The organism is Sorangium sp. So ce119 (genome assembly GCF_051524405.1).
GTDB classification, from domain to species: domain Bacteria; phylum Myxococcota_A; class Polyangia; order Polyangiales; family Polyangiaceae; genus Sorangium; species Sorangium cellulosum_G.
Map to the genome: position 1 here is coordinate 9,895,779 of NZ_CP150310.1, position 15,562 is coordinate 9,911,340.

The 15,562-nt window shown below is 71.3% G+C and carries 12 protein-coding genes; 8 read left to right on the forward strand and 4 right to left on the reverse strand.

Annotation, left to right across the window (positions count from 1 at the left end; translation table 11 throughout):
- Positions 1 to 165: 165 nt before the first annotated feature.
- Positions 166 to 996: an SUMF1/EgtB/PvdO family nonheme iron enzyme gene (locus tag WME76_RS37425; protein WP_437962197.1), complete on the forward strand. Its 831-nt coding sequence runs from the start codon at positions 166 to 168 to the stop codon at positions 994 to 996.
- On the forward strand, positions 966 to 2,453 hold the full coding sequence (locus WME76_RS37430; protein WP_437956953.1) for a hypothetical protein: 1,488 nt from the start codon (positions 966 to 968) through the stop codon (positions 2,451 to 2,453). Before WME76_RS37425 ends, WME76_RS37430 begins: the two co-directional genes overlap by 31 nt.
- Before the next feature lie 92 nt (positions 2,454 to 2,545).
- Here the strand turns inward: WME76_RS37430 and WME76_RS37435 are convergent, their stop codons facing one another.
- Entirely contained in the window at positions 2,546 to 3,115 is a 570-nt protein-coding gene (locus tag WME76_RS37435; RefSeq protein WP_061614907.1) for a hypothetical protein, read from the reverse strand.
- A gap of 1,457 nt (positions 3,116 to 4,572) precedes the next feature.
- Between WME76_RS37435 and WME76_RS37440 the strand changes: the two genes are divergently transcribed.
- Positions 4,573 to 5,238 carry a class I SAM-dependent methyltransferase gene (locus WME76_RS37440; protein WP_437956954.1) on the forward strand — a complete coding sequence of 222 codons (666 nt, stop codon included), beginning with the start codon at positions 4,573 to 4,575 and terminating at the stop codon, positions 5,236 to 5,238.
- A gap of 79 nt (positions 5,239 to 5,317) precedes the next feature.
- Positions 5,318 to 5,938 carry a hypothetical protein gene (locus WME76_RS37445; RefSeq protein WP_437956955.1) on the forward strand — a complete coding sequence of 207 codons (621 nt, stop codon included), beginning with the start codon at positions 5,318 to 5,320 and terminating at the stop codon, positions 5,936 to 5,938.
- A gap of 56 nt (positions 5,939 to 5,994) precedes the next feature.
- Here the strand turns inward: WME76_RS37445 and WME76_RS37450 are convergent, their stop codons facing one another.
- Positions 5,995 to 7,098: a PhoH family protein gene (locus WME76_RS37450; protein ID WP_433930600.1), complete on the reverse strand. Its 1,104-nt coding sequence runs from the start codon at positions 7,096 to 7,098 to the stop codon at positions 5,995 to 5,997.
- A 239-nt stretch (positions 7,099 to 7,337) separates the two neighbouring features.
- Between WME76_RS37450 and WME76_RS37455 the strand changes: the two genes are divergently transcribed.
- The 4 genes from WME76_RS37455 to WME76_RS37470 all read left to right on the forward strand — a co-directional run bounded on the left by WME76_RS37455 (position 7,338) and on the right by WME76_RS37470 (position 11,778).
- The gene (locus tag WME76_RS37455; protein WP_437956956.1) at positions 7,338 to 9,104 is read left to right on the forward strand and encodes a porin; all 1,767 of its coding nucleotides are present in this window, start codon (positions 7,338 to 7,340) and stop codon (positions 9,102 to 9,104) included.
- A 162-nt stretch (positions 9,105 to 9,266) separates the two neighbouring features.
- The gene (locus WME76_RS37460; protein ID WP_437956957.1) at positions 9,267 to 10,550 is read left to right on the forward strand and encodes a penicillin-binding transpeptidase domain-containing protein; all 1,284 of its coding nucleotides are present in this window, start codon (positions 9,267 to 9,269) and stop codon (positions 10,548 to 10,550) included.
- A gap of 449 nt (positions 10,551 to 10,999) precedes the next feature.
- Positions 11,000 to 11,296 carry a hypothetical protein gene (locus WME76_RS37465; RefSeq protein ID WP_148314458.1) on the forward strand — a complete coding sequence of 99 codons (297 nt, stop codon included), beginning with the start codon at positions 11,000 to 11,002 and terminating at the stop codon, positions 11,294 to 11,296.
- Between the two features lie 302 nt (positions 11,297 to 11,598).
- Positions 11,599 to 11,778, forward strand: a complete 180-nt coding sequence (locus WME76_RS37470; RefSeq protein WP_433930605.1) for a hypothetical protein — start codon at positions 11,599 to 11,601, stop codon at positions 11,776 to 11,778.
- Positions 11,779 to 11,927: 149 nt separating this feature from the next.
- On the opposite strand, the gene WME76_RS37475 is transcribed toward WME76_RS37470, so the two are convergent.
- Together WME76_RS37475 and WME76_RS37480 are read right to left on the reverse strand one after the other, a co-directional pair.
- Positions 11,928 to 12,434 (reverse strand): hypothetical protein, encoded by a 507-nt coding sequence (locus WME76_RS37475; RefSeq protein WP_437956958.1) that lies wholly within the window; start codon positions 12,432 to 12,434, stop codon positions 11,928 to 11,930.
- A 60-nt stretch (positions 12,435 to 12,494) separates the two neighbouring features.
- A complete protein-coding gene (locus WME76_RS37480; protein WP_437956959.1) occupies positions 12,495 to 15,551 on the reverse strand; it encodes a BamA/TamA family outer membrane protein in 3,057 nt (1,018 codons plus the stop codon).
- Positions 15,552 to 15,562 lie beyond the last annotated feature (11 nt).

Here is a 15,562-nt window from a genome sequence, read left to right on the forward strand (position 1 = left end):
GGCTCCTCCGTGGCCAAGGACTCCTCCCGACCGCGCCAAGCGACCTCCCCTTCCCGTTCGTCGGGGGCGCGTCCATTCCGCGGCGGTGCCCTGCTAGGTCTGCTGGTCGCGTCAGCCGGCTGCGCGCCGGGATCGACGACAGCGGAGCAGATCACGCCGCGCGTGATGATGCGCGCCTCGCTCGACGCGAGCGCCGCCGTCCTCGCGGAACGGCCCATGAAGGCGAAGGAGAGCGCGACCACCACCGTCAAGGACGGTGCCGCGCTCGAGTCCACGATCGCGCCCGAGAGCGGCGCCGGTCAGGTGTTCTCCTCCACCGGCAGCACGCGCTGCCCCGCCGAGATGGCCCTCGTCGAAGATCGCGTGTGCGTCGATCGGTGGGAAAGCTCCCTCGTGGAGCTGACGCCCAGCGGAGAGCGCCCCTGGTCGCCGTTCGATCCGGTCGACGGGAACGAGCGCCGCGTACGCGCCGTGTCCTGGCCGGGGGTCATCCCGCAGGGGTACATCAGCGGGCGGCAAGCCAAGATGGCGTGCGCGGCGTCGGGCAAGCGCCTGTGCACCTCCGATGAGTGGGTGAGCGCCTGCCGCGGGCCGGAGGACACGACCTTCCCCTACGGCGCGCAACGGCAGCACGGCGTGTGCAACGACGACGAGCGCCCGGTGCACCCCGTCGCCGAGATCGCGGCGCTCCTCGAGATCAAGTCCGAGGAGCTCTGGACGACGGCGATGAACAACCCGCTCATCAACCAGCTCTCCCACGCGCTGCTCTCGACGGGCGAGCGCTCCGCGTGCACCAACGCCTACGGCGTGTTCGACATGGTCGGCAACCTGCACGAGTGGGTTGACGACCCGAACGGCACCTTCCGCGGCGGCTACTTCATGGACACCACGCGCAACGGCGAGGGCTGCAAGTACTCGACGACCGCGCACTCGTTCGGGTACCACGATTACTCGACGGGCTTCCGGTGCTGCATGGATCCGGAGCAGGTCGACTAGTGCGGGCCGCACGAGGTGCGGCCGACGCCGAGCGGCCGCGACGCGGGCGCAGAGTCCGGGGCGGCGGCTCGAGAAGACTGGCGGTGGCGCTGGCCGCCGTGACCGCCCTCCTGGCGCTCGGGTGCAGGAAGAAGGAAAAGGCAGAGCCGATCACCGTCCCGCCCCCGGGCGCGGCATCCTCGGACGAGCTCACCACGGCCATCGGCCAGGCGCGAGGAATCCACTCGGCGCTCGCGCCGTCGTCGACGCGCTGGCGGCGGGCATTCGTGCTGGACGACAAGCGCGCCGTGGTGACAGGCGAGGTCGAGAACGAGGCGATCGCGCTCGTGACCGACAACGCAGGCAGGACGTGGCGCTCTCTGCGGCGCCTGCGCGAGGGGTGGTCGACCTGGTCCGTCGGCGAGGACGGCGCCACCGTGCTCACCGTCGGTCCGCGCAGCCAGGATCTCTCGAAGCAGGCGCGCGGTGCCGGGGCGCCGCCCGCGGTGGAGCCGCCGAACCTCTTCTTTGCGCCGTTCGAGGCGGCCGATCTGTCGGCGCCGTCGCCGGTCACGCTGCCCGAGCTGAGCCGCGGAGCGCGGTCGCCGGTGAACGCCGTGCCTGCGGTGCTCTCCGCCGAGATCGCCGCGCTGCTCATCGAGCCGAAGCCCCGGCGCGCGACGCTCGTCTATGCGGGGCCGCCCGGCGCTCCGTCGGTGGCGCCGGTGGCGCTGCCCGCGCAGGAACAAGCGCTGCCCGTGCCGTATGGCCGCCCGCCAGCGCTCCTGTCCCTGCGCGGTCGCAACCTCCTCGTGCGACCCGTCCCTGCGCCGGGGGCTCCGCTCGACGCGCCCCGGAGCGTCGATGGGGTCGTGATGAGCCCAGCGGCGACGTCCGCGCTCTCCGCGACACCCGCGTGCGATTTCGCGGGGTGGTCGATCCAGCTCGTGCCTCAGCCGCCCGACACGACCGCCGTCGTCGCCATCTCCGCGACGCAGACAGCCGTCCTGAAGCTGCCCGCGAAAGCCGCCCCCGGAGCCGCGGTTGGCTGCGCCGCCAATCGCATCATGGTCGAGGTCGTCGCGCCCGCGACCAAGGAGCTCACGATCGCGACGTGCACGCTCGAAGGCGCCTGCATCCTCGCCGAGAAACCGCCCTTTCGCCCCTGGCTGGAGCCGCATGAACGCTCTGTCGCCCTGGCGCCCACACGCGAGGGCGTCGCGGCGGTCCTGACCTCCCGCGCCGCAGCGCGATGGGGGCTCTACATCGCGCAATCGCCGGAAGCAGGTAAGATCTACGACGTCCCGAGGATCATCGGAGAAGGCACGGGCGAGCGCGGCCGTATCGAGCTCGGAGCACTCCTCTCCTTCGGGAATCGACTCGTGATGCTCCTCCAGGCCGACGTCACCGGGACATCGCGACGCGGCTGGTACGTCGCGGCCTCTGAAGACAGCGGGCTCACCTGGAGCCCGCCCTGAGCTCCGTCTCGAACGGGACAGCCATTCTGAACGCAGCGCGTCAGCATAGCTTCATCCCCCTCTGACGTTGGCGTGCGCGGTGGTCGCCCGACCTACTTCGCCGGCGCGGCAGCCTGGGCGACACGCTTGCGGCCCTTGACGCTCGGCTTCTTCACAGGCGCAGGCCCCGCCGCGGTCTTTCTTGCGTTCGCGCTCGCCTGCTCGGCGGTCTTCGCATCGCCTGCATAGCGAGCGAATCGGCGATCGCCCCCCTGGAAGATCCGCTTTTCCAGCTTGAGCTCCTTCAGCGCTGCGGCGGCGCGCGTCTGCGGGATCCCCGCCTGCTTCGCGACCTCGCTCGCGCTGACGCCAGAGCTCGCTTTGACGACGCGCTCGACCGCATCGAGCGTCTCCTGACGCTCCGCTGAGGCGGCGGGTGAGTTGCGCGGGCGACCAGGCCGGCGCTTCGGCGCGGCGCCACGCTTGGCCGCGACGGAAGACGTCTTGGACTGGACCGCTCCAGCGCGGGCACGCGCGCGGCTGCGGCGAGGCGCCGGCGGAGGAACCAACGGCGCTTCCCCGGTCACGGCGCCCAGCTGATTCTTGACGAGCGCGAGGATCGCCTCGTCCGGCATCTTCCGCACGAGGTTTACAATCTGCTGTGAAAAGGCATCCGTTGCCATGTGCTCTCCCTCGTCGCCGAATCCAGCTCGGCGGTTGGATACGACTATGCCGTTGCCACTTGCCTGGTCAAGCGAATTGAGGACACAGGGGTGTCTTTTCTTTCATTAGGCGCTGCGGGCGGGCTCAATCGGAGAGCTCATTGGACGGCCACGAACGGCTGGGCTGCTTTGCTCGACAGGCGCCGAGCGATGAGCGCCCCGCGAGCATCGCCCGCGCCGCGAGCGCCAATTGATAGCCGAGACCCCTCCCCCGCGCAGGACGGCCCGGGCCGCGCCAAATCCCTCTCAGACCTGCTCACGATGCACTGCGGCATTGCGTGTCTCGGGTTAGCGGCCGGTCAGGTCACCGCTGTATGAGACCGGGCGGCCCGCTCCCTGGATCAAGCCCGTCGCGGGCGGCAATGCGGGCGCGCGCACAACGCAGAGGCGCATCCACCTCCGGCCTGGCGCCTTCCCCAACCATTGAAGCGCCCCGCGCAGGGTGCGAGCGCCTGGCGACGCCACACAGGCGACCAGCGCATGGCTACATTGCACGCCCCGGGCACACGACTGACCCGTGATGGATCCTGATACGATGCCGCCCGGCGGAGCGACGCCGCAGGGCTCTTCACGACGCGCGCCGAGGGGCGGCAATCACCGCCGAGACGAGGGCGCCTCGTCCACCAGCACAGGCCAGGGCCTCGCGCTGGGAGCATGCCTCCCCGTCCGCCCGCGTCGCGACAGCCGCGCGCCCGCTTCGAGCGACAACCACGACGAGGTAAGTCGCCAGCAGGCTCATCGCAAGCCGCTGGTCGAGCTCTTCGCGCGACATCCGCTCATCGGACTGGGAGGGACGGGAACGCGCGCGTCCGTGTCTTCGGCCACCTCGCCCGTTCAACGAGGGACCCGCCGGGCTCTTCGGAATGCCGACCCCGCGCCGGCGTCCGCCGGCCCCCGCTCGAGGCGCGCTCTCCTCGTACAGCGCAGTACAGCGCAGCGCCGGTCTCGAGATCCACGCGCGCAGCCGCCGCGGGCGGCGCAGGGGGACGCATTTGGGGCGGGCCGCGCCCGGCGGACCGGCCGCGCACGCGTGGTCCATACGGCAAGGGCTTGCTCTCGTTACATAACAGAGCGCCGAAGCGGGCTCATCGCCATTGTCAGGTCTCCTGCTCGGCGCTCCCTGGAGAGCTCGGCGCCTGATGCGGCGCTCGCGAGCGCGCGGGCCGCTCCCGGGGCGCACGTCCTCTACGACATTGTCGTCTGCTCCAATGCAAGGACGACGGCCGAGGCGCCGGCCCGCTCCACCTCGGCTTCTTCAAACGCCTTCCTGTCCATATCTGCGCCGATCCGGCATCCTCGAGCGCTGACCGCGCATCCTCCATGACGATCCCAGCGTCTGCGCCCCCCCGGAGGCGGCCGAGATTGGCCAGCCGCCGCCCCTCGTTGACATGCGCCCCCATCGCGAGAAGGATGCGCGCATGTCGCTGGTCCGTGTGCTCGAGCCGGAGGTCATGGATACCGACGAGGACGCGCGGGCCTATGACAGCATGGACCACGCCGCCGTCAACACGGCGTTCTGCGACGCCCTCCTCTCCCACGGTCCCGATCTCGCCTACGCCCTCGACGTCGGCACAGGGACCTGCCTGTTGCCCATCGAGCTTTGCAAGCGCGTTCCGACGGCGCGGCTCAAGGCGATCGATCTCTCGACGTCGATGCTCGCGCTCGGGCGCAGCCACGTGGAGCAGGCCGGGCTCACCGCGGCCATCACGCTCGCGGTGGTGGACGCGAAGGAGCTGCCCGAGCCGGACGAGACGTTTTCAGCCGTCCTCTCGAACAGCATCGTCCACCACATCCCCGAGCCGATGGCGGTGCTGCGCGAGATGCTCCGCGTTCTCCAGCCCGGCGGTCTCCTGTTCGTGCGCGACCTGGTCCGTCCGGATACGGAGGCGTCGCTCGCCGCCCTCGTCGCCACGTATGCAGCGAACGACACCGCGTACCAGCGAGCCCTCTTCGACGCGTCCCTGCGCGCGGCGCTCTCGCTCGACGAGCTGCGGGAGATGCTGCGCTCGCTCCAGATTCCCCCGGAATGCGCGCAGATGACCAGCGACCGGCACTGGACCCTGGCGTTTCGCAAGGCGCCGTGACGCGCGGCCGACCGCGGACGGCGCGCCGGCCCGTCAAATCAGCGCGACGGCCAGCCCGGCACGTAATAAAAGCGTCCGCGTGAATCCCACCGGAACACGAGCTCGCCGGGCGCGCGGCGTCGCCCGCGCGCTCCTCCTGACCCTCACCCTCCTCGCGGCCTGCGAGGAGAGCCCGCCGCGCCCGAGCGAACCGGAGCGGCCCGCGCCCCCATCATCCCAGCCGAGCGCGTCGGCCGCACCGCCGGCGGCCAGCCCGGCGGCCACGGAACAGCCCAGCGCGGGCGCGCCGGCAGACGCGGGCGAGCCCCAGGGCACACCGGCGTGGCAGGGCACGTGGGAAGGGCGCTACGACGCCAAGAAAGGGAGCGTCGTGCTGCCCCCCAAGGTCAAGGATGCCGTGCGCCAGAAGGACGACGGGAAGGTGGCGACGGGCGCGGGGACGGTGACCGTGACCATCGAGCCGAGCGGAGAGCTGAAGGGCACCGCGAAGGGAGCGCTCGGCGACGCGACCCTCGTCGGCAAGGTCGAGGACGGCATGGTCCGCGCCTCGGTCTTCCCCGACGATCCGCGCGCTCCGAACGCGATGACCGGCATCCTGGTCGGGAAGCTGAAGGAAAACGCGATCGACGCGGAGATGCGCGTGACCGGGCCCGACGCGATGCTGGTGCGCGAGTCCCCCGTGGAGCTGAAGAAGAAATGAGGCGCACCGCTGGACGAGCGCGCCGACGCCGGCGCCTCGCCCAGCGGCGCCTCGCGTCAGCCCGCGGCGCCGGCTCCGCCCGGCTCGTCCGTCGGCGGTCGACCCTGCGGCGCAGCCCCGGTCTCTCCCGCCGGCGCGCCACCGCGCAGGCCGCCTCGCGCCGCCTCGCGCCGCTCCTCGCGCTGGCGCGCCACCTCGGCGTCGCGCTGCTCGTACGCCACGATGATCCGCTGCACGAGCGGGTGGCGCACGACGTCGACCTCGGTGAACGAGCAGATCGCGATGCCCTCGATCCCCGCGAGCAGCTCGCGCGCCTCGGCCAGGCCGCTGCGCGCGCCGTGCGGGAGATCGACCTGCGTGACGTCGCCCGTCACCACGGCGCGAGACGCGTAGCCGAGGCGGGTGAGGAACATGCGCATCTGGTCGCTCGTCGCGTTCTGCGCCTCGTCGAGGATGACGAAGCAATCGTTGAGCGTGCGGCCGCGCATGAAGGCCAGCGGGGCGACCTCGATCTGGCCGCGCGTCACGAGGCCTTGCGCCTTGTCCGCGTCCATCATGTCATGGAGAGCGTCATATAACGGACGCAGGTAGGGATTCACCTTCTCGGCGAGATCGCCGGGCAGGAAGCCGAGCCGCTCTCCCGCCTCGACGGCCGGGCGGGTCAGGATGATCCGCTTGACACGGCGCTCGAGGAGCGCGTGAACCGCCATCGCCATCGCGAGGTAGGTCTTGCCCGTCCCCGCCGGCCCGATGCCGAACGTCATGTCGTTCGATCGGATCGCCTGGATGTACCGCTTCTGCGCCAGCCCCTTCGCCGAGATCGGCCGGCGACGCGCCGAGATCAGGACGACGTCCTCGAACAGCTCGCGCAGCGTCATCGCCGGATCGTCCCGGAGGGCCTGCACCCCGCGCACATAGTCCTGCGGATCGAGCACCACGCCGCTCCTCAGCATCTGCGCGGCCTCCGCCAGGCAGCGCTCCGCGAGCGCGACCTTGTCGGCGTCCCCGGCGAGCCGGATCGTGTTGCCTCGAACGCCCGACTCGATGCCGAGAGTGCGCGCGATGAGCTTCAGGTTCTCGTTTCCCGGCCCCGCGAGGGCCACCAAGGTGCTGCTGTCGAGCACCTCGACATCCGCCGTAATCCGCACGCTCGTCGTCATCGCGTGATCCTTCCCGGAAATTGCCCCGGCGCTCCTTCGCCGACGCGACCGTCCCGCCGGAGCGGGCTCTTGACCCACCCACCCTCTACGTGATTGTCATGCCCGCGCGTCTTCTGGACTACACAGAATCGTAACGTCCAGGTCATAATCCTGCTGCGGGGTCCATGGTCGATTCAGGCGTGCGGGCGAGCCGCACAAGGGAGAACTGCATGAGGTTAGCTACATCGGCGCTGCTGGGCATGACCGTTACGCTGTCGGGCCTTTCGGCGCTAGCACAGCCTGCGCCCCAGGGCCCGGCGCAACCGGCCCCGACGCCGCCCCCCGCCGCGGCCCCGACGCCGCCCCCGGCCGCCCCGACGCCGCCCCCGGCCGCGGCCCCGCCCGCAGGCGCGGTGCCGCCGGCGCCGCCCGCCACCGCTGCGCCTCAAGCGCCGGAGCTGGCGCAGCCGCCCGCGGTCCAGGTCCCGCCGCCGCCTCCTCCTGGAGCGGCGGCGGCCCCGGCACCCCCGCCGCCGCCGCCGCCGGTGTTCGCGCCAACGGCCGATGCAGCCGTCGTCACGGAGCAGCAGCCGCTCGCGGGATGGCACGGCGGCTTCTTCCTCCGCGACGCCAACGACACCTTCCGGCTCTACCCGAAGGGGCGGATGGGCCTCGACTTCTACAGCACCTTCGGCAGCGGGGCGTCGGACGTGCCGGCGACGGACAACGGCGGCGCGCTGAAGCCGCGCTTCTTCATCCGCCGCGCGCGGTTCGAGCTGGCCGGCGAGTTCCTGAAGAAGTGGTCGTTCGATATGGACCTCGAGTTCGGCGGCCAGGGGCTCTCGAACACGAACGGCCGGACGCAGAACGCCGCGGCGCCGGTGGGCCAGGCGCCGACGGCTGATAGCGCGCGCTTCGCCCCGATCGAGGCCGCGGCGCCGACCGCCGCGCTCGTCGACGTCTGGATCAACTACTCGGTCATGCCGGCGCTGAACTTCATGTTCGGGCAGTACTCGCCGGCGTTCTCGCTGGAGAACCAGACGAGCGACATCAGCACCACGTTCATGGAGCGCAACATCGCGATCCGGGGCTTCGCGCTCCCCGAGGGCAAGGACATCGGCCTGACGATCTGGGGCGACATCGGCGACAGGCAGCTCGGCTACGGCGTCGGCGTGATCAGCGGCGACGGGCAGAACCGGCCGGGCGTCGACGCCTCGCCCGATCTCGTCGCCCGCGTGTTCGCCCGGCCGTTCGGCGGCGACAAGAAGGCGCTGCTCGCCAAGGCGCAGATCGGCATCAGCGCGCGCCACGGCGAGCGCGATCAGGCGTACGTGGGCTACGACTACGCGCCCATCAGGACGGGGCAGGGCTACACGCTGTGGGGCGGCGGCTACCGCGACTCGCTGCGCCGGAACATCCACGTCATCCCGTCGGGCGCGCAGAACGCGATCGGCGGCGAGCTCCGGCTGCCCATCAAGATGGTCGAGCTGCGGGCGGAAGCGTACTACGTCGCGAACAACACCCGCGAGGCCGTGGAGGGCTATCAGCTCACCAACACCGAGCGGCTCGGGCAGGTGAAGGGGCTCGGCTGGTACGTGCAGCTCTCGGCGTGGCCGGTCGGCGACGCCTACGTCTCGGGGGATCCCGGGTTCAGCCCGCGCCCCACGAAGGTCGACCTCTCGAAGCCGATCGATAAGCCCAAGTCGGGGCTCGAGGTGGCGGCGCTGCTCTCGGGGATCAGCGCGACATACGACGGCGCGTCCCGCGAGGGCGACTATGACGAGACGACGCCGGGCGCCGAGAGGGGGCCGGGCACCGACCTCGACGTCCTGCAGATCGGCCTGGCCGCCAACTACTGGCACACGAGGAACGTGCGGCTCAGCGTCAATTACAACGCCTACCTGACGCCCGGCAGCGGCTCGAACGAGAACCTGCTCCGGGTGCCCGGCAATTCCCTGGGCGCCGCGTCCCGCTCGGATGCGCACGCGCTCCACGAGCTCGGCGCCCGACTGGCCGTGTCCTTCTGACGCCCGCGGGCGCGCCGCCCGTCGCCGCCGCGGGCGACGCGCCGACCGCGTCCCTGGATCGTTTGCACTCCAACGAAACGCCTTCAGCCCCCGGCGCCGCGGCCGCCGGGCGGCGCGCCTCAATTTTGGCCCAGCGCGCCGCGGCGGGGTACCCGTCGGGCCATGCGCGACATGCGTCAGTGGATCGCCGTCGGTGCAGCCGTCGGGCTCGTTGCCGTGACCCTCCCCATGCTGCGCGAGCACGACGTCCAGCTCGGGGGGTTGCTCGCCAAGAAGACGACCGCCGGCGGGCCGACGATCACCCGTAAGGTGGAGCCGCCGCCGCTCACGGACCTCGATCTGACGCGCATCGACGACCGGCGGAGCCCGCCGACGGCGCCGGCGCACGGCGGCCGCGTCGCGGAGCTGACCATCAACCCGCTGTACCAGCGCGCGGCGCTCGGCTTCCTGCGGGCGGGCCAGGTCCCGGAGGGCGCGGTCGTGATGACCGATATCCGCACCGGGAAGGTGCTGGTCTGGGCCAGCTACGTGAACGAGGGGGCGCTGCACGACGTCGCCGCCGAGGCCACCGCGCCGTCGGCGAGCATCTTCAAGGTCGTGACGGGCACCGCGCTCATCGAGGCCGGCCTGAGCCCGAGCACCAAGCAGTGTTATTCGGGCGGCGAGCACTCGATCCGGGCCGCCGACATGATCGACAACAAGCGGCGCGACAAGTACTGCGCGACGCTCGCGCAGGCGATGGGCCGGAGCATCAACACGGTGTTCGCGCGCCTCGCCGCCAAGAACCTCGATCACGAGAAGCTCGGCGGCGTGGCCGCGAAGCTCGGCTGGGGGCAGGACACGCCGTTCGACGTGAAGGTCGCGACGAGCACGATCGCGCTGCCGGAGGACGATCTCGGCTTCGCGCGGACCGCGGCGGGCTTCTGGAATACGACGCTGTCGCCGTTCCAGGGGGCGAACCTGGCGACCATCGTCGCCAACGGCGGCGAGATGATCCGGCTCCACGTCGTGTCGAGCGTCAAGGACGAGATCGGCGAGATCTACCAGGGCGCGAGCGAGCGGCAGGTGCTCAAGCGGGTGATGGACGAGAGCACGGCCAGCGCCGTGACCACGATGATGGAGGCGACGGTGGATAACGGGACGAGCTACCGCTCGTTCCACGATCGCAACGGCCGCGCGTACCTCCCGGATATCCGCGTCGCGGGCAAGACGGGGACGCTCACGAAGCCGACGCCCGAGGGACCTTTCTACACGTGGTTCGTCGGCTTCGCCCCGAGCCGCAAGCCGGAGGTCGCGATCTCCGTGATGGTCGCGAACGGCGCGAAATGGCGGGTGAAAGCGACCAACGTGGCGTGCGACATGCTCCGCACCTACTTCGCGGATCAGGGCGCGCCCGGCGTCAGCGATCCGAACGATCGGACGGGCGCGACAGCCAAGCGCCGCTGACGTCCGCCGACGGACCTCGGCGCCGGATCCGACCCGGCCCGCATTGCGTCGCGCCGCGCGGCGCAGCCCGGCGGCGCCTGGACCCGAGCGCCCGCCACGGCGCCGCGGCGCAGCGCTGCCGCGCCCGGATCGGGCTGGGCACCGGGCCAGCGATCGCCTAGCCTGTGCGCCCTCGCTGAACGGCCGAGAGCGTTCGCCTCGTTCCGCCCGGCCGGCGGCTCGGCGCCCTGGCGACAAACGACGCGGCGGGTCGTCGCGTCCGCTCGTCGTCCGGCAGGGTTTGCTGAACCATTGTATGCGGCGCCAAGGCCATTCATTTACACAACTTTTCCGCCCGGGAGCCGGCCCCCCTACACCCGCTCGCCGTCCGCGGCGCGCAGGTCCGGGCGGCTCCGATGCAGCCGGACACCCTGGGCCAGGGTGGGACCTAGTTGCGAGAGGTGCCGCTTGTGCAGCTTGTGCTCGGCCGAGATCTGCGTGCTAGCATCTCTGTTGTGCAGGTTGTGCTCCGCAAGCTCGGCCGGGGATCGCGCGCAGTCGTTGGCCGGCTCGTCCGTGCACCACGGAAAGGCTCGGTCATCGTCATCGAGTTTTCCGACGGAATGCATGAATACGTGACGACCCCGGTCAAGCGCGTGTTGCGTCTCGCTGGGCGCGAAGTCTTCTACATAGAGACCGTGAACTCCCGGTACCGCCTCGAGGTCCGCGGCCGCGAGGTCGCGCTGGACGGCGCGGTCGGGGGCTGAGCCAGCCGGGCGCGGCCGAGCAGCGCGAGAGCGCGCCGGACCCCCGCTGACGACGTGCCGACGCGGACATCGCGGACATGAAGCTGCGAGAGCGCGCGTGAGGCACTGCACACGCGTCTAGCTCGAGAACTGCGCCTCCGCGCGCATTGCCCCTTGCGCTCCCATTCGCTCTTGGGCACATTCCCGCTCCCTTCGAGGGGCCCCGCGGTACTCCATCCACACGGTTGCAGGATGGGGCTCGCCTGGCGAGCTGTCTTCACGATGCCGCGCCCGTGCCCCCGACCGTGAGGAGATTGAAGCAGATGGGCAAGCGCGATCGTCGCCAGTCGATGAAGATGAGGCGCCGCAAGGCGCAGGCTGCCAAGAAGGAGCGCGCCAAGCGCAGCAAGCTGACGCGGGCCACGACCGAGGTCGCCGGAAAGGCCAAGAAGCCCCGGGCTGCGAAGAGCAGCGCTCCCGCCAGCCCTGCGCCGTCTGCTTGACGGGTGCGTGGCCGGCAGGCCGGCCACGCGGGGGACCGCCGCTGCCGCGCGGTCCCGTCGATCACCGACATCGCGCCGGCCAGCGATGAGCTCGAGCCCGGCGCGGTCCTCAGCGCGCCGCCGCACGCCTCAGGCATCCGCGGCGGCGCTCACTCATCTCGAATGACGCGCGTGTGGAGGCTCAGGCCGTGTTTCCGGCCCGTGTCGACCGCGCTCGACGCCTCGCCGGCTTCCTCCGCCTTGGGCGGGGGCTCGCCGAGGAGCCCGACGTCGCCGTCTCGCCGCTCCTCGCCGATCAGCTCCCAGTGGCCCCGCGCGTCGCGCCAGCGCTGGGCGATCCGGGTGGTGCGGACCGTGGCCTCGTCGTTCCGCAGCCAGAGGACGTCGAGGTAGACCTCGGCCTCGTCGCGCTGGACCATCTCGAAGCCGCCGAACTCCACGTCGACGACCCGGAGGCGGGTGCCCCACGCGGCGTGGCGGCTCATGAAGTCCTGGCGCGCGCTCGATCCCACGCGCTCGAGCGCGACATCCATGCGGCCGAACCGGGTCGCCGTGTTCATCTCGAGCGCCGCTTCGGTGAGACGCTGGGAGTTGCTCGGGGCGATGCCGCAGCTGGCGAGGGGGAGCAGGCACAAGGCGAGGAGGACGCGGCGCATGGCCGAGCACCGTGGGCGAAGCGGCCCGCGCGGGCAAAATTTCCAGCGGGCGCGCGGCGCTCAGAACGAGTTCGTCGCGACGAAGTAGAGCTGTCCGCCCGGGATCGCGCGCTCGCTCAGCCCGTAGGCGTAGCCGAAGCGTAGCTGCGAGAAGGCGACGTACCCGAGGTTCATGCTGAACCACACCTCGCCGCCCACCGAGGTGTGGAGCTGGGGCGAGTAGAGGAGGCTCCCGTTCGTGAAGAGCGCGAGGTCGTCGGTCTCGAAGCGGTTGAACGCGCCGCCGTGGTCGAGGAAGAGGCTCGCGTCGATGCGGCGCAGGTAGATCGGCAGCGTCGAGAGGCCGCGATCCGGCTCGGCCACGGGCACGCGGTACTCGAAGGTCTGCGAGAAATACGAGCGGCCGGACATCACGCCCGGCGCGTAGCCGCGGAGCGTGAACGAGCTGTTCGTGACCCCCGTGAGCAGGGTGTCGACCAGCGTGAGGTTCTCGAGATCGTACCCGCCGACCGCGTAGGCGGCGCCCCGAGGGAAGTTGCCGCCCGAGACCGCCCCGGCGACGCGGAACGCGAGGGTGTGGTCGCGCGCCCAGGGCATCGCCACGTAGGCGTTCAGGGCCGTCGAGAACGCGTAGGTCTTGTAGCTGCTGCCCGTCTCCGGACCGGCGTAATCGAGGCCGGCGCTCAACGAGACGCCGCGCACCGCGCCTGCCGCGTCGAGCGAGCCCTCGGCGTTCGAGAACCCATAGCCGAGGTGCACGAGGTTCAGCGCGCCCTGCGGCGGGAGGATGGTCCTGGGCGCGTAGGGGTCGATGTTGCCGCGGACGGGGAGCTTGCCCTTGAAGCCAACGCTGCTGAACGACGCGCTCAGCGTCTGCCGCGAGAACTCGCCGCGGATCGGATAGCTGATGCCCGACACGATCCCGATCGCGCGCTCGTCGTAGGTGACGTCCCGGCCGCCGATGCGGTAGCCCCGGCGCGGCGAGGTCACGTAGTACCCGCGGACGCCGAGGTCGACGGGCAGACGCCCGTAGGTGTACCCGAGCAGGACGTCCGGGGCCGGCGCGTCCGGCTGCACCGTGAGCTGCCCGAAGATCGCGTGGCGGCCGACGATGTCGGAGCCGGTCACGCTCACCGTCAGCGCGTTGGAGCCGTAGCTCCCTGGCGCGTAGTCGAGCGTGATCGCGCGCGGCGCGAGCGTCGGGAGCGGGTTGTACGGCGTTCGCTCGAGCCGTATCGCCGAGGCCTCGGTCGCGGGATCGGGGCGATCGCCCGGGGGCGGCGGCGCCGGGAGGAAGCGCGCCGGATCGAGCGGCATGACGAACAGGTCGTGGCCCTGGGCCGTGTACCCGACATAGACAAGCGTCTTGCCATCGGGGCTGATCGCCGGCTGGAAGGCCCCGAGTCTCACGTTGGTGACCTGCCGCAGCGCGCCGGTCGAGAGCTCGCAGGCGTAGACGTTGTGGATGCCGGTGCGGTCGGAGGTGAAATAGAGCGTCGCGCCGTCGGGCGACCAGACCGGGCTCATGTCGGTCGCGCGATCGCGCGTCACCTGGCGGAAGCTGCCCGTGGCGACGTCCACCACGCGGATGTCGCGGTAGCCGCCGGCGGTCCAGACGCTGTACGCGAGGAGATTGCCGTCGGGCGAGAACGACGGGGAGTAGGCCTGCTCGAAGCGGGCGCTCGGCACGAGGTCGCGCCGCTCCGAGAGGACGCCGTCCCTGGAGAGGCGCGCGATCTCGAGGTAACGCGTGCCCTTGCTGTTGAGGGAGAAGGCGACGTGGTCCCCGGTCGGGCTCACGTCCGGCGCCGAGGAGCGGAGGCCGTGCGTCAGCCGGCGGCGCCGGGGCTCGTCGCCGTCGGGCGCCGCCTCGCCGCGAGGCAGGAGGACCAGATCGTCGCGGTAGTACTGGTTGCGCCACGGCATGAGCGCCGTGAAGATCAGATCGCCGGCCGGCGTGAAGGCCGGCCGCGAGGCGGAGCTGGTGCGCGCGAGGAGCGCCTCGGGGCGCGCGCTCCCGGGCGCGGGCGCCGGCGCGGCGAGAGAGAGGCGGTAGATGCCGCGGCGATCGTGGCTGTCGTCGCGGTAGTAGACGATCTCGTCGGCGGCGCCCCGGCGCGCGACGGGCGGCACGAACCGCGGGTAGTACACGATGCGCCCGTGGTGGGTGAGGCGCGCGCCCTCGCGGAGCCCGCGCGCCTCGACGGCGGCCATCTGCTGCTGGTAGAGCCGGCGGAGGTGGTCCTTCCAGCCCTCGTAGAGATCGACGTAGGTGCTGCCCGTCACGCGGCGGATGGCGCGGTTGATCCCCCACGGGAGGATCGACGCTCCATAGTCGGCGGAGACGGCGCGCATCGTGTTGGGACCGTAGACGTCGAGGATCCAGCCGAGGAACCTCGACCCGTAGAGGTACCAGAGGTTGCCCTGCGGCCAGCGGACCGGAGAGCTCGAGAGCTGATCGAGCCCCGCGATGTTGTCCGCGAGCACGTCGGCGCGCAGGTACATGTCGAACATGGTCGAGCGCATGCGGCCGCCGCTCGTGTGATGGCTCTCGCTCACCACCGCGAGGCCCTCGATGATCCACCGCGGCTGCACCTGGTTCGGCGAGAACGACTTGCCGACGATCGCGTTCAGGAGCGCCGGGATCCCCGAGGTGTTGTCGATGTGCGCGATGTGCGTGAACTCGTGCGTGACGAGGTCGAGGTACCAGTCGTCGTAGTCGCCGAGCGTCGACAGGTCCTCGGGCCCGGACACGAGGAGGGAGATCGCGTTGTAGGGGATCGTGCCGGCCGACCCGTTCGCGATCTCGGAGTCGTCGGTGATCACGATCTCGGTGTGACCCTTCGGGGCGTAGCCGAGCGCGTCCTCGACGCGCCCGTAGATCGTCTCGGCGAGCGAGGCGACGCGCGCCGCGATGGGCTCGAGGCCCTGCGGGTGGTGCACGCGGAAGTGCGCGGTCTCGTAGGTCCAGAACGCGAGGTCGGGGTCGCCCGTCGCCCGGGCGGGCCGCGGCGCGAGGAGCAGCAGCGCCGCGAGGGCGACGGCACAGAGGACGGAGGCTGCGCGGTGGAGCGGCCGGCTCGCTCGCGAGCCGGGCCGCGGGGGAAGGAGATTCACCGGAGATCGAT

What these genes read in the sequence shown, in the direction of transcription:
- WME76_RS37425 (WP_437962197.1), top strand. Translation starts at nt 166, where the DNA reads ATGATGCGCGCCTCGCTCGACGCGAGCGCCGCCGTCCTCGCGGAACGG.
- WME76_RS37435 (WP_061614907.1), bottom strand. Translation starts at nt 3,115, where the DNA reads ATGGCAACGGATGCCTTTTCACAGCAGATTGTAAACCTCGTGCGGAAG.
- WME76_RS37440 (WP_437956954.1), top strand. Translation starts at nt 4,573, where the DNA reads ATGTCGCTGGTCCGTGTGCTCGAGCCGGAGGTCATGGATACCGACGAG.
- WME76_RS37450 (WP_433930600.1), bottom strand. Translation starts at nt 7,098, where the DNA reads ATGACGACGAGCGTGCGGATTACGGCGGATGTCGAGGTGCTCGACAGC.
- WME76_RS37455 (WP_437956956.1), top strand. Translation starts at nt 7,338, where the DNA reads ATGACCGTTACGCTGTCGGGCCTTTCGGCGCTAGCACAGCCTGCGCCC.
- WME76_RS37460 (WP_437956957.1), top strand. Translation starts at nt 9,267, where the DNA reads ATGCGCGACATGCGTCAGTGGATCGCCGTCGGTGCAGCCGTCGGGCTC.
- WME76_RS37470 (WP_433930605.1), top strand. Translation starts at nt 11,599, where the DNA reads ATGGGCAAGCGCGATCGTCGCCAGTCGATGAAGATGAGGCGCCGCAAG.
- WME76_RS37475 (WP_437956958.1), bottom strand. Translation starts at nt 12,434, where the DNA reads ATGCGCCGCGTCCTCCTCGCCTTGTGCCTGCTCCCCCTCGCCAGCTGC.